The 11,604-nt window shown below is 43.0% G+C and carries 13 protein-coding genes and 1 pseudogene; 7 read left to right on the top strand and 7 right to left on the bottom strand.

What is annotated here, in order from left to right:
- Positions 1 to 324: 324 nt before the first annotated feature.
- Positions 325 to 741 carry a peptide-methionine (R)-S-oxide reductase MsrB gene (msrB, locus tag IM509_RS21465; protein WP_002758329.1) on the top strand — a complete coding sequence of 139 codons (417 nt, stop codon included), beginning with the start codon at positions 325 to 327 and terminating at the stop codon, positions 739 to 741.
- 53 nt (positions 742 to 794) lie between these two features.
- On the opposite strand, the gene IM509_RS21470 is transcribed toward msrB, so the two are convergent.
- The 4 genes from IM509_RS21470 to ruvA form a co-directional block, all read right to left on the bottom strand.
- Complete coding sequence (locus tag IM509_RS21470; protein WP_002739162.1) at positions 795 to 998, bottom strand: phycobilisome linker polypeptide; 204 nt, start codon at positions 996 to 998, stop codon at positions 795 to 797.
- Between the two features lie 189 nt (positions 999 to 1,187).
- Complete coding sequence (apcB, locus tag IM509_RS21475; RefSeq protein ID WP_002758327.1) at positions 1,188 to 1,673, bottom strand: allophycocyanin subunit beta; 486 nt, start codon at positions 1,671 to 1,673, stop codon at positions 1,188 to 1,190.
- Between the two features lie 79 nt (positions 1,674 to 1,752).
- Positions 1,753 to 2,238 (bottom strand): allophycocyanin subunit alpha, encoded by a 486-nt coding sequence (apcA, locus tag IM509_RS21480; protein WP_002744263.1) that lies wholly within the window; start codon positions 2,236 to 2,238, stop codon positions 1,753 to 1,755.
- Positions 2,239 to 2,565: 327 nt separating this feature from the next.
- Positions 2,566 to 3,195, bottom strand: coding sequence for a Holliday junction branch migration protein RuvA (ruvA, locus tag IM509_RS21485; protein WP_002764838.1), 630 nt, complete (start codon positions 3,193 to 3,195; stop codon positions 2,566 to 2,568).
- A 171-nt stretch (positions 3,196 to 3,366) separates the two neighbouring features.
- Here ruvA and IM509_RS21490 point away from each other — a divergent pair, with 171 nt between their 5' ends.
- Entirely contained in the window at positions 3,367 to 4,488 is a 1,122-nt protein-coding gene (locus IM509_RS21490) for a site-2 protease family protein (RefSeq protein WP_369800425.1), read from the top strand.
- 230 nt (positions 4,489 to 4,718) lie between these two features.
- Here IM509_RS21490 and IM509_RS21495 read toward each other — a convergent pair whose 3' ends face one another.
- Positions 4,719 to 5,867, bottom strand: a complete 1,149-nt coding sequence (locus tag IM509_RS21495; protein ID WP_052275437.1) for a substrate-binding domain-containing protein — start codon at positions 5,865 to 5,867, stop codon at positions 4,719 to 4,721.
- A gap of 220 nt (positions 5,868 to 6,087) precedes the next feature.
- Here IM509_RS21495 and IM509_RS21500 point away from each other — a divergent pair, with 220 nt between their 5' ends.
- The gene (locus IM509_RS21500) at positions 6,088 to 7,113 is read left to right on the top strand and encodes a cyanophycinase (RefSeq protein WP_052275438.1); all 1,026 of its coding nucleotides are present in this window, start codon (positions 6,088 to 6,090) and stop codon (positions 7,111 to 7,113) included.
- A 77-nt stretch (positions 7,114 to 7,190) separates the two neighbouring features.
- Positions 7,191 to 7,793, top strand: a complete 603-nt coding sequence (locus tag IM509_RS21505) for a chromophore lyase CpcT/CpeT (RefSeq protein WP_052275439.1) — start codon at positions 7,191 to 7,193, stop codon at positions 7,791 to 7,793.
- Between the two features lie 11 nt (positions 7,794 to 7,804).
- On the opposite strand, the gene IM509_RS21510 is transcribed toward IM509_RS21505, so the two are convergent.
- Positions 7,805 to 7,978, bottom strand: coding sequence for a hypothetical protein (locus tag IM509_RS21510; RefSeq protein WP_167341530.1), 174 nt, complete (start codon positions 7,976 to 7,978; stop codon positions 7,805 to 7,807).
- Positions 7,979 to 8,131: 153 nt separating this feature from the next.
- Here IM509_RS21510 and IM509_RS21515 point away from each other — a divergent pair, with 153 nt between their 5' ends.
- The gene (locus IM509_RS21515; protein WP_052275440.1) at positions 8,132 to 8,500 is read left to right on the top strand and encodes a hypothetical protein; all 369 of its coding nucleotides are present in this window, start codon (positions 8,132 to 8,134) and stop codon (positions 8,498 to 8,500) included.
- 43 nt (positions 8,501 to 8,543) lie between these two features.
- Complete coding sequence (locus IM509_RS21520) at positions 8,544 to 10,355, top strand: sodium:solute symporter family protein (RefSeq protein WP_052275441.1); 1,812 nt, start codon at positions 8,544 to 8,546, stop codon at positions 10,353 to 10,355.
- A 421-nt stretch (positions 10,356 to 10,776) separates the two neighbouring features.
- Here the strand turns inward: IM509_RS21520 and cynS are convergent, their stop codons facing one another.
- Positions 10,777 to 11,214 carry a cyanase gene (cynS, locus tag IM509_RS21525; RefSeq protein ID WP_004160562.1) on the bottom strand — a complete coding sequence of 146 codons (438 nt, stop codon included), beginning with the start codon at positions 11,212 to 11,214 and terminating at the stop codon, positions 10,777 to 10,779.
- A 186-nt stretch (positions 11,215 to 11,400) separates the two neighbouring features.
- Here cynS and IM509_RS21530 point away from each other — a divergent pair.
- Positions 11,401 to 11,604 (top strand): annotated as a pseudogene (locus IM509_RS21530) (photosystem II q(b) protein); the annotation flags it as partial.

The raw sequence follows: 11,604 nt of genomic DNA on the forward strand, positions 1-11,604 counted from the left end.
ACTGCTCCCACAGGGAAGCGCTCTCGCGCTGTTGTAGAGTGGTGGTCATTGGTTTATGATTCCTATTAAGTTATCGAGGTACGATTGATTGATGATGTTTCTATCTTAGAGAGTTTGTAACGGTTTGTAAAGGGGTTTGACGATATTGTTACTTATATCATTGATAAGCTGGGGTTATGCTAAGTCTATAGGGTTTCCTGACCAAGTTTTCCTTTTGGGGAGTACGTCGTCAGGGGCCGATGCTAAATCAGGTCATACTTCATGTTTATGAAAAAACCCTAGATCTCGAACTCAGGTTAGACTAAAAAGGGAAGTTTAATCATAATGGCGGTTGTCCTGACTATGGTAGAAAAAGTTCGTAAAACCGAGGCGGAATGGCAGGCCCAGCTAACTCCCGAACAGTTCCAAGTTACTCGCAAAAAGGGAACAGAACGGGCGTTTACGGGTAAATATCACGATAATAAGGAAAAAGGTATTTACAAATGTGTCTGCTGTGGTACGGAGTTATTTACTTCTGACAGCAAGTATGATTCGGGTACTGGTTGGCCGAGTTTCTGGACTGCTGCTAACGAGACTAATATTAAGTACGAACGAGATATTAGCTTTTTCATGGTGCGGACAGAGATTGTTTGTGCCGCCTGTGATGCACATCTCGGTCACGTTTTTAACGATGGTCCACCTCCAACGGGAAAACGCTATTGTCTCAACTCTGCCGCTTTGCAGTTTGAAAAAAATCCCTAAAGCAAAAAGAGGTCTTTCCAGACCTCTTTTTTTTAAGTTCCAGTGGCAGCCAATTACAGTAAACCTGTATTAGTTCCCGGTTTGCCGGTAGCTAACTGCACTTTGACAATTTTGCCGCCCATTTTCATGATGCGTTGTTGCTCACGAAACCAATTATCGTAGGGAACGAGTTTGGTGAAATAGGTATTTTGTAATTCCCGTTGTGTCCGAATGCGGCTTTGGCTAGGAACACAAGCGGTGATTTTGAACATCCGCATGGATTGATTTCTCCTAATCGCTGAAAAACTTGTCGCTCAAACTAACGAAGGCTTTTTCCTAAAATAACAAAGGTCGGGAGTCAAGGATCAATACTAGCTCGTCAAAACCTATCTTGGACAGATTCAGCCTTTAAAGACCTAGCACTCATCCTCGGCTTCCCGAACCTATTTTGTCCGAGTTCGTTATTTCTAGCTTAAGCCAGAGCTAATGTAGTCGAAGTAAATCCCCATTTCTTTACCCGCATCAGCACCAACTAAACTAGCGGTGACTTCTTTCATCGCTTGGATAGCTTGAACGGTGGAGGAGATGGGTACACCTAAAGAGTTGTAGGTTTCTTTCAGGCCGTTGAGAACGCGCTCATCGAGGATAGAAGGATCTCCAGCTAACATAGCGTAGGTAGCATAACGGAGATAGTAGTCGAGGTCACGGATACAAGCGGCGTAACGACGGGTGGTGTACATATTGCCACCGGGACGGGTTACGTCAGAGTATAACAGGGACTTAGCCACAGCTTCCTTAACGATGCCGGCAGCGTTGGCACTAATGACACTAGCGGCACGCACGCGCAGTTCACCGGTGGCGAAATAGCTTTTCAGTTTGCCGAGAGCATTAGAGTCAAGGTATTTGCCTTGAACGTCAGAAGAGTTGATAACAGAAGTAATTGCGTCTTGCATGGTGGTTCTTCCTTGGGTTTTGCTTAATCTTAAGAGGTTTACGGGGGGTGTGTCTAGAACAATTCACAAAGGAGTTGTTCTACGACATAGAGCCGATCACGTAATCGAAGTAGGAAGAAGCTTCAGAAGCATCGTCAGAAGACATAAGACCAGTAGCAACTTCTTTCATTTCGCGAACGCTTTGAGCTACGGCACCGATGTCGGTTCCTAAAGATTTGTACATTTCACGCACACCGACTAAACCGATTTCTTCAATCGGGGTGACATCACCAGCAACTACTCCGTAGGTGATTAAACGTAGGTAGTAGTCCATGTCACGCAGACAGGTGGCGGTCATTTCTTCGCCGTAAGCGTTGCCACCGGGGGAAACGATGTCAGGACGTTTTTGGAATAAGCGATCGCCAGCTTGTTTAACGATGGTTTCGCGAGCGCCAGTCAGGGTTTCAGCGATGCGTAAACGAGCGGCACCACTGGTAACGAAGGCTTTAATTCTGTCTAGTTCGCCGGGGCTGAGGTAACGAGCTTCAGCATCAGCATTCACGATCGATTTCGTGACGATACTCATTGATGGATTCCTCCCAACTAAGTGAGATTAATAAACTTAATCTGACATTTTATAGCAGTTGTGGTCACTACGCTTAAGTTATCTCGTTTCCGCCTCAGCGTCTCAAGACTTCCCTAGCTAGAGCGACCTAACGCAACTATTTTGCGGCATCTGGTTCACCTTCTCACTATTTTCGTAATACTTTTTAACATTTGCCCTAAGAAGGGAGCACCGGAGTGGGGAAGTGGGGAAGTGAAGCATTTGGCTGAAATTTCCCTAAACCCCTAAATCCCTATCACCCCATCACCCTATCTATCGACTCCTATCTCCTGACTCCTGACGACTGATTTAACCTAGCCAATTAATTGCCCCTTTAATCCAGTCTTCTGGCTGAGTATTTTTACTAAATAAAGCATCTTGACTGAGGACTGCCATAGCTCGATCGATCTCCTCTTGGCTGTATCCTAAAGCTAAAAGGGTCATCTGCACATCTTCGAGGATTTCCGCTGCTGGTAATATTGCCGTGGTTGTCGTTGTCGCCTCTTTTAGCTGTCGCCATGCTGCCAATTTAGTTTTTAACTCTAAAGCGATTCTTTCTGCTGTTTTTAAGCCAACTCCGGGGGTTTTGCTCAAAATTTTGGTATTTCCTGTCACTATCGCCACCACAAGTTCCTCAATCCCCAAGGTATCGATTAAAGCTAGGGCTAATTGCGCCCCAACCCCATTGACGGAAAGCAGTTGACGAAACAAATCTCGCTCTGGAGCGGTGCCGAAACCGTACAATAAAGGCTGCTCCTCGCGAAGGAGTAGGTGAGTAAAAATCTGACGACTATCATTGTTATCTTTGCCGATGTCTAGGGCTAATCGCGAGGGAATTTGGATTTCGTAACCGATCTGGTTTACGTCTAAAATCAAGATCAGTCGGTTATTAGGGGTTTTGATCACCTCGATCGCTTGTCCCCGTAAATAATTAATCATTGATTTAATTCTCCTACGAAAATAACCGAACAACAGTGATGACGGTTTTTACTCCCTGAAGGAATGCTGGGGAGATTTTCATTTTTGTTACAATTTTTAACAGAAGTGAATGGCGCAGTTGATAACCTAATTTTCTTGGCGTTAGTCCCCCATAATTGGAGAAGATACAAAATGAATGGCAACATTAGAGTCGGGAATCTCTTTGGAATTCCCTTTTATATTAATCCTTCTTGGTTCTTTGTTCTGGGGTTAATTACCTTAACCTATGGGCGAGATTTAAGTCAGTTTCCCCAGTTGACGGGAATTATGCCCTGGCTCTTGGGATTTTTTGCCGCTATTCTCCTATTTGCTTCCGTGGTTGCCCATGAATTAGGTCATAGTTTTGTTGCCATCGCCCAAGGTATTGAAGTTAAATCAATTACCCTATTTTTATTCGGTGGTTTGGCAACTCTCGGCAGAGAATCGAAGACTCCTCTAGAAGCTTTTCTAGTGGCAATTGCTGGCCCTTTAGTTAGTTTACTGCTCTTCAGTATTTTCCTAATTATTCGTCTCAATATTAGTTTAAATGCGCCCATGGCGGCGATTCTTTCTCTGCTTGCCTATATCAACCTCGCTTTGGGTTTATTTAACCTGATCCCCGGTTTACCTTTAGATGGTGGTAATATCCTTAAAGCTATCGTTTGGCAAGTAACGGGCAATCCTAATAAAGGGGTTTTATTCGCTAGTCGTTTCGGTCAATTTTTTGGTTGGTTAGCGATTGTCATCGGTGCGCTATCAATTCTAGGAATCACTCAATTTGGCAGTTTTTGGACGCTATTAATTGGCATTTTCCTCCTACAAAATGCTGGCTTTTCCGCTCAATCAGCTAAGGTTCAAGATTTCCTAAGTCGCTACAGTGCTAAAGATGTTATCTCTCCTAATAGTCCTGTAGTTCCGATTAATTTAACCCTGCGCAAGTTTGCTAATAATTATGTTATCGGTAAACAACAATGGTCTAAATTCCTAGTTACCGATAGCGAAGGTAAACTATTAGGGGTGATTAATGTAGAGGAGCTAAAAACGATTCCCACTTCCCAATGGACCCAGGTAAATATCGGCCGGTTATTACAAACTAGCGAAAGTCTCAAACTGGTTTTGTCTAATACTTCCCTCCTAGATGTGGTAAAAATTTTGGAAGGAGAAAATTTATCTCAAGTGACAGTGGTAGAAGAAAACGGCACGGTTTTGGGATTAATTGAGAAAGCTTCTATCCTTACTTTTCTCGCCCAAGAAACCCAAAGTCAAACCGCTTAATCAGTTATCAGTTATCAGTGAGCAGTGAGCAGTTATCAGTTATCAGTTATCAGTTATCAGTTAGAATCAGTTAGGTAAATGTATTTTTTACCTCAATATTCTCGCAGAATTCTGTCTATTGTCTCCTGATACCAAATCCAGTTATTAAAGACTGATTATTTATTCCTCCTGTTGCCTGTTGCCTGTTGCCTGTCCTCATAAGTAGCCTGTACTCAACGAAGTTAGTATGACTATACTAACTGTCGCATTGCTTGCCACAATTGCTCGTATTCTTGCTCGGTTGCTGGCGATAAAGGGTTTAAAAAATCGCTTTTTTTGATCGCTTCTGGATTGACAAGTAAAGGATTATTTTTAATATCTGAGGGAATTTGGTCGGGATTTTCAGTGAGAACTAGGGGTGATAATCCAGAGGTAAATAAAGAAATTTTATTGGCGGATTCTGGTTGCCAACAAAAATCAATCCATTGCTCCACAAGAGAATTAGGAGTAGTTAAAACTGGTTTTACCCAGACATCTGACCAGAGAGAAGTGCCGGATTTGGGGACAACAACTTTAATTTTATTATAGCGATCGCTCACTGGTAAAATATCATTAGACCAACCCACAGACAGCCAGACATCACCGAGTATCAGGGGTTGTAAATAATATTGAGAACTATAAAATCTTACCTGTTTTTGTAAGGCGAATAGCTGGTCTTTTAGTGTCGTCACTTGTTTTAAATCACTGGAATTATAAGAATAACCCAATTTTTTTAGGGTTAAACCGATGACTTCCCGACGATTATCAATTAGGGCAATTTTACCGGTTAATTCCGGTCGCCATAGATCGGACCAATCCTGTGGTCGCCAGTCAAATTGAGCGAATTTTTCCTCATTATAGGCAATTACTGTCATTCCCCAACGGTAGGGCGCACCCCAGACTTTCCCCTCTGTTTGCAGTTGTCCTTGGGCATTGCGAGTCATATTTTCTTGCCAACGTGGGGGCAGTTTTGACCAATTAGAGAGTTGAGAAGTATCTAGGGGTTGAATTAAACCGTTGCTAATCGCTTTTCCTAGCCAAGCATCCCCTAGGGTGACTAAATTACCTATCGCTGGGTTTTGTTCCCTAAAAGGGATAGGAATCGAAAATTGTGAGGTTGGTTGCCCCTGATTTTTTAACCATTTTTCCAACAATTCTAATAGCTCTTTCAGCTGCCTTTCCGACTGAAAATTGACTTTTTTTTCGGCAATAGTTTTCTGAAAATCTGTTAGCAATCGCGGCGGAATTGAACCGGACAGGAGAAAAATGCTCGGATCGCCGCTTCCGGAAGCGCAGCCATTTAACCCCCCCGCTAAGGCGATTGTACCTAATCCTTGCAAAAAAGAACGTCTATTTAACATATCGCCCGCCGATTCTCAACTTTAACAGTAATAATTGCCAGTTTCTAGCCTTGAATTATTATAGGACGATTTTTAACAAAATGTAAACTAGGGAGTTTTGCTGGTACCGATTTCAGCCATAGAGAGGTTTTGTTGTTAACTTTTATGGTATAAAACTCTGATTTTGTCCTAGTTAAAGCTAGGATAGAAGGAGTAAGCTAAGGGGAGAGGGTATAAGACTATGCCAAACAATCATGATCGAGATTTCCATTATTCTTGTCGTTGTGGAAAAGCCAATTTTCAGTCTGTAAAACATCGATCTGGTATTTTATTAATCGGGGGAGCGGAAGGAGGTAAGTTAGGAGAAGATCAGGCGACAAAATGGTTATTAAATCGAGCTAAAGGCGGCAATTACTTAGTGTTGCGCTTTGGCGATCTTGGCGGTCAAGCCGATTGGATTTGCGACAATTATCCCTCCCTGATCGGCTCGGCAGCGGAACTATCAATTGATAGTCGTGAAGGGGCGAATCATCCTGATGTTATCGAATATATTCGTAATGCCGATATCCTTTTTTTTGCCGGTGGTGATCAAAATCAGTACGAGGATTTGTGGGAAAGCACAAAGGTGGAAACAGCGATCAATTATCTAATCAACGACAAAAAAGTTCCCGTGGCGGGAACCAGCGCAGGAATGGCTATTCTGGGGGATTTTTACTATGCGCCTACTCACGAAGGAGTACTGAGTTCAGAAATATTAAATAATCCCTTTCACTTCAACACCAAAGACTTCTATCGGAGTGATTTTATTCGGGTTCCTTTTCTCAAAAAAGTGGTGACAGATACCCATTTGGATCGACTCAATCAAGATCATCCCGAAACAAGATATGGTCGCCTTTTTGGTTTTTTAGCCCGCAATGTACACGATAATCACAATCAACTGCCCGCCTACGCTATCGGTTTAGAAGAAGGTGCTTTTCTGGCGATCGATGAGCATGGTATGGCCAAAGTCTATGGCAACGGCACCGATAAAGGACAAGATGCCTATTTTCTGCAAACTAACGGGACTCTACCCGAACAGATGGAGCCGGATCGGCCTTTAATCTGGAATAATAACGGTCAAGCGGTGAAAGTCTATCGCATCGCAGGAACTCCCTCCGGCAGCGGTAAATTTGACCTCAAGGATTGGTCTAGTGCTACTGGCGGTCGCTGGGAATATTGGTACACTAAAGGAGGAATAGCTGGGTTTAAGCGGGTTTTGGTAGCTTGAAGGTCATTTTTGTCAAAAAAGTGATTTCTATGGGTTTTAGGATTAATTTTGAGGCAATAAGGAGAGTTTTTTGAGCTATGACCCCTGAATTAATCACTTTTGGTCGGTATCTCGCGGGTGAATTTGAAAATCAACGGCAAGCGCAAGCAGAACCGGTGTGGTACGTTCACCTGCGTTTATGGTTGCGTCCGCTGCCTTTATTTCGAGAAGACAGCATCGCTCTTTTTGCCGAACAGGCCAGTATCATCAATTTAGACCAACCCTACCGACCGCGACTGTGGCGATTAACGCGCTCGGAATCGGGAGGGTTAGAGGTTAGGCACTATATGTTTAATGACCTGAAATCCGTGCAAGGTGCGGGCAAAAATCCCGATATTTTGCGAAAAATTAGCTTAGAAGACCTAACTTTCCTGCCTACTTGCACTTTAGCGGTTCAAGTCCATACTCTCGCTGATCATCAATACCAGTTTATCGCCCAACCGCAACCGGAACAGCGCTGTCAATTCACCTATGAGGGTACAACCTATCAGGTGGCTTTAGGTTTCGAGGTGACGAGTCATAGCCTAAAAACCTACGATAAAGGCCTAGATCCCGGCACTGGTAAGGGAATTTGGGGTGCTCTGCTCGGTCCCTATCAATACGAGAAAAAACGGGATTTTTCGGCAGAATTGGAGGTGTGAGGAAGATTGCATCACATTAGGTCAAAATGACGGCAGATAACACCGCAAACAGCCGCTAAAGCGGTAATTGCTAAAGCTGTACCGATGTCTTGTCCTTGATTGACAGCAAAGGAAGTGACGATTCCCGCACCTAAACCGGCTGTGATTGCCGCTCCGAGAAAATCTTTATCTGAGTTTTTATACATAGAGATAAGGCCAAATTTCGACAAAATCGTGTTTTTTACCTTATCATCCTCTTTTGAGCAACTAATCACCCGGGGGCGGAATTGCAATCAAGCTTTAGATTTAGCCACGTTTCTTAACATTAAGTTGGGTAGGATAGATAGGGGGTAAAATCGATGAAAATAGCTAAAATCTCTTTTTCTGGCTTTTTAACGCTGATTATCTCCCTTTTGCTAATACTGAGTTTTGTTAATGCCAGCAAAGCACAATCGGATACGGCGGTAAGATCGGATTTAATTAGTCTCCGCAATCGAGTCGAGCGCCTTGAAAGTCAAGTCCGAGGAATAACCATCCGCGGGGAAAATGCCGCTCCCATTCCCCAACGGCGATCGGGAACGGGTATAGTAAATGGGGAAGTAGTCGGGGAAAGTGACCCACTGTTCCAGCGTTTAGCCACTTTAGTAATTGAACTAAAGGAAGATTTAAAAAAGCTAGAGCAACGGGTGCAAATCTTAGAAAAAGAAACCGTTAGCCAGAAATCGTAGTCAATTGATGCTATAACGATCGAAAGTTAAATTGATCTCAACTATGCAGTTAATTGATTATGTAATTGTGCTGCTTTATCTAGCAGGAACCCTAATAATCGGGATTATCGCCGAGAAAAAAGCTTCTCAAGGTCTAGAATCCTACTTTTTAGGTAATCGCAATTTGCCTTGGTGGATGTTAGGGGTGTCGGGAATGGCAGCTAACACCGATTTAGCGGGAACTATGGTCATTTCTGCCCTTATTTACGCCGTCGGCCCCAAAGGACTATTTATCGAAATCCGCGGCGGTGTTGTCCTAATTATGGCCTTTCTCATGGCTTTTATGGGCAAATGGAATCGTCGCGCCCAAGTTATGACCATGGCGGAATGGATGCAGTTTCGCTTCGGACCGGGAAAACAGGGGAATTTTGCCCGAATTATTAGCGCCATCGCCATTCTCTTATTCTCTATCGGTACGATGAGTTATTTCTCCGTTGCGGGGGGGAAATTTTTAGGGCAGTTTTTGGGTATGGATGATCGTCTTGCTTCGGTGATATTAATTCTTTTAACCTTAATTTATACGGTGGCCAGTGGTTTTTATGGTGGGGTAATTACCGATTTATTTCAAGGATTTCTGATTTTTGTGGCGGTAATTTATGTATCGGCAGTAGCCTTTTTTACTGTCAATCTTCCCGATAGTTTCACGGTAGCAATTCCGGGGGCAGCAGAGCCAAAAACTTGGAATTTAAGCGACTGGTCTAGTATTTTCCCTTCGATGACTTTGGATTTACCCGGAGATTATGCCATCTTTAATTTGTTTGGTGGGGTGATTTTCTTTTATTTAGTTAAAACCATCATCGAGGGTTGCAGCGGCAGCGGTGGTTATATGTTACAACGATACCTAGCCGCCAAAAGCGATCGAGATGCCGGTTTATTATCTTTATTCTGGATTGTTCTGCTTTCTTTCCGTTGGCCTCTAGTCACAGCTTTTGCGGTTTTAGGCATTCACTATGGTTTAACCGAAGGCACGATTACAGACCCAGAAAGAATTCTGGCCACGGTGATTACTCAATACATTCCCGTGGGGATGAAAGGGTTATTAATTGCTGCTTTTTTAGCGGCGGCTATGTCCACTTTTAACGCAGTTATTAACGCTAGTGCTGCCTATTGGGTCAAAGATATCTATCAAGCTTTTTTGAAACCAAATGCGGGAGAACAGGAGTTAGTTTTTCAAGGTCGTTTGGCCTCGATTTTTGTGGTAGTAATTGGCTTAGTTTTGAGTTTTAATATCCAAAATGTCAATGATATTTGGGGTTGGTTAACCACGGGATTAGGGGTGGGATTAGCAGTTCCTCTCCTATTACGTTGGTATTGGTGGCGCTTTAATGGTTATGGTTTTGCTGTGGGAACTTTAGCGGGAATGATTGCGGCTATTGCCTCACAAGCGATAATTTTACCTTTCTTTCGTCACAGTCAATATCAGGAACTTATTCTCTTTCTTGTGCCGAGTTTGTTCGCTTTAGCTGGCTGTATTCTCGCTACTTTGTTGACTCCTCCCACCGATAGTTTAGTTATGGAAAATTTCTATAATGTTACCCGACCTTTTGGCTTTTGGGGAGAAGTACGTCACAGTGTTAAACCTAACCTACAGGCAAAAATTAAAGCGGAAAATCAACGGGATATCATCGCCGCTTTTCTCACCGTTCCTTGGCAATTAGTCCTGTTTATGATGGGGATTGTTTTAATCATCAAGCAGTGGCAAAGTTTGAAGATTTTGGCTTTGGTTTTTCTTTTGCTTTCTATCGGTCTCTATTTTACTTGGTATCGACATTTATCTAAGGAAATTACCGTCACTAAAGACCGAGATTTAGGTTAGACAGTTATCAGTTATCAGTTATCAGTTATCAGTTATCAGTTATCAGATTTGAGTTTTGAGCAGTATGTATTAAGTGAGCCTCATCCTACTGTCTTTTCACTGATTACTGTTTACTGATCACTGAAAATGCCAGTTTCCTACTGTCTTTTCACTGGTTACTGATTACTGTTTACTGACCACTGAATTAGGAGTGATCCCTTGACTTTTGCGGCGGCTTGGGTTATGATGTTCTTACAATGGGACTGTTGTGTTTATAAGAAGCTGCTTATATTCCAATTGTTAGTAAATTCTTTTAAAAATATTTTCTCAAAATCTGCAAAAAAAAGCAAGCAAAATTTTGCCGTCAATTGTTAAGTTTTGTTAAGAAAAATAGCAAGAGCGGCAAGGAATTTATATTCCTTACCGTTGACTTTGGCCGGACTCACCACTTCTTATAGGATAAAAACTTACCCGACATGGTAATTTTAACGCGATCGCCTTTAGGGTCTTCCTCCTTATCCACGTCGAGGGTAAAATCGATCGCACTCATAATACCATCGCCGAATTTTTCATGAATCACCGATTTTAGTGGCATTCCATACACCTGCATGATCTCGTAGAAACGATAAATCAGGGGGTCGGTGGGGACAACCGGACCCAATCCCTTGACAGGATACTCGGTTAAGGATGGGATGATTTCGGTTCCCAGTCCCAAGGCTGCCACAATTTTCGTTGCTTCCTCTGGGGAGGCGCTCGCTTGCCGGTAAAAAACAGCAGCAATCCACACCTCATCTCTCCCTAGAATCGCTTCTAGGTCAGCGAAACTGAGGCCTTTTTCTTTCTTCGCTTCCAATAGTTTTGCGGTAATTTCGGGTATCATTGCTTATTTTTGCAGAATTTGTCTGCTTCTAGTTTACCTGAACATCAATTATATAAGTAAAAGTTATGACATTGATAAAAAAAACATTTCTTAAAACCCCTTTACATAACTATAAAAAGCCGATAGTATTAACTCATGTCAAACGACGAACCTTGACAACCTAATACATACAGAAATTATCCAACCATGACTACCACTCTACAACAGCGCGAGAGCGCTTCCCTGTGGGAGCAGTTCTGCCAGTGGATCACCAGCACCAACAACCGTTTATACATCGGTTGGTTCGGTGTCATCATGATCCCCACCCTGCTCACCGCCACCACCTGCTTCATCATCGCCTTTATCGCCGCTCCTCCTGTAGATATCGACGGTATTCGCGAGCCTGTAGCT

It is taken from the genome of Microcystis sp. M31BS1, assembly GCF_020245285.1.
In the GTDB taxonomy this organism is placed as follows: domain Bacteria; phylum Cyanobacteriota; class Cyanobacteriia; order Cyanobacteriales; family Microcystaceae; genus Microcystis; species Microcystis panniformis.

Excerpts from the sequence above, each read along its gene's own strand:
- msrB (WP_002758329.1), top strand. The coding sequence starts at position 325 with ATGGCGGTTGTCCTGACTATGGTAGAAAAAGTTCGTAAAACCGAGGCG.
- IM509_RS21470 (WP_002739162.1), bottom strand. The coding sequence starts at position 998 with ATGCGGATGTTCAAAATCACCGCTTGTGTTCCTAGCCAAAGCCGCATT.
- apcB (WP_002758327.1), bottom strand. The coding sequence starts at position 1,673 with ATGCAAGACGCAATTACTTCTGTTATCAACTCTTCTGACGTTCAAGGC.
- apcA (WP_002744263.1), bottom strand. The coding sequence starts at position 2,238 with ATGAGTATCGTCACGAAATCGATCGTGAATGCTGATGCTGAAGCTCGT.
- ruvA (WP_002764838.1), bottom strand. The coding sequence starts at position 3,195 with ATGATTAATTATTTACGGGGACAAGCGATCGAGGTGATCAAAACCCCT.
- IM509_RS21490 (WP_369800425.1), top strand. The coding sequence starts at position 3,367 with ATGAATGGCAACATTAGAGTCGGGAATCTCTTTGGAATTCCCTTTTAT.
- IM509_RS21495 (WP_052275437.1), bottom strand. The coding sequence starts at position 5,867 with ATGTTAAATAGACGTTCTTTTTTGCAAGGATTAGGTACAATCGCCTTA.
- IM509_RS21500 (WP_052275438.1), top strand. The coding sequence starts at position 6,088 with ATGCCAAACAATCATGATCGAGATTTCCATTATTCTTGTCGTTGTGGA.
- IM509_RS21505 (WP_052275439.1), top strand. The coding sequence starts at position 7,191 with ATGACCCCTGAATTAATCACTTTTGGTCGGTATCTCGCGGGTGAATTT.
- IM509_RS21510 (WP_167341530.1), bottom strand. The coding sequence starts at position 7,978 with ATGTATAAAAACTCAGATAAAGATTTTCTCGGAGCGGCAATCACAGCC.
- IM509_RS21515 (WP_052275440.1), top strand. The coding sequence starts at position 8,132 with ATGAAAATAGCTAAAATCTCTTTTTCTGGCTTTTTAACGCTGATTATC.
- IM509_RS21520 (WP_052275441.1), top strand. The coding sequence starts at position 8,544 with ATGCAGTTAATTGATTATGTAATTGTGCTGCTTTATCTAGCAGGAACC.
- cynS (WP_004160562.1), bottom strand. The coding sequence starts at position 11,214 with ATGATACCCGAAATTACCGCAAAACTATTGGAAGCGAAGAAAGAAAAA.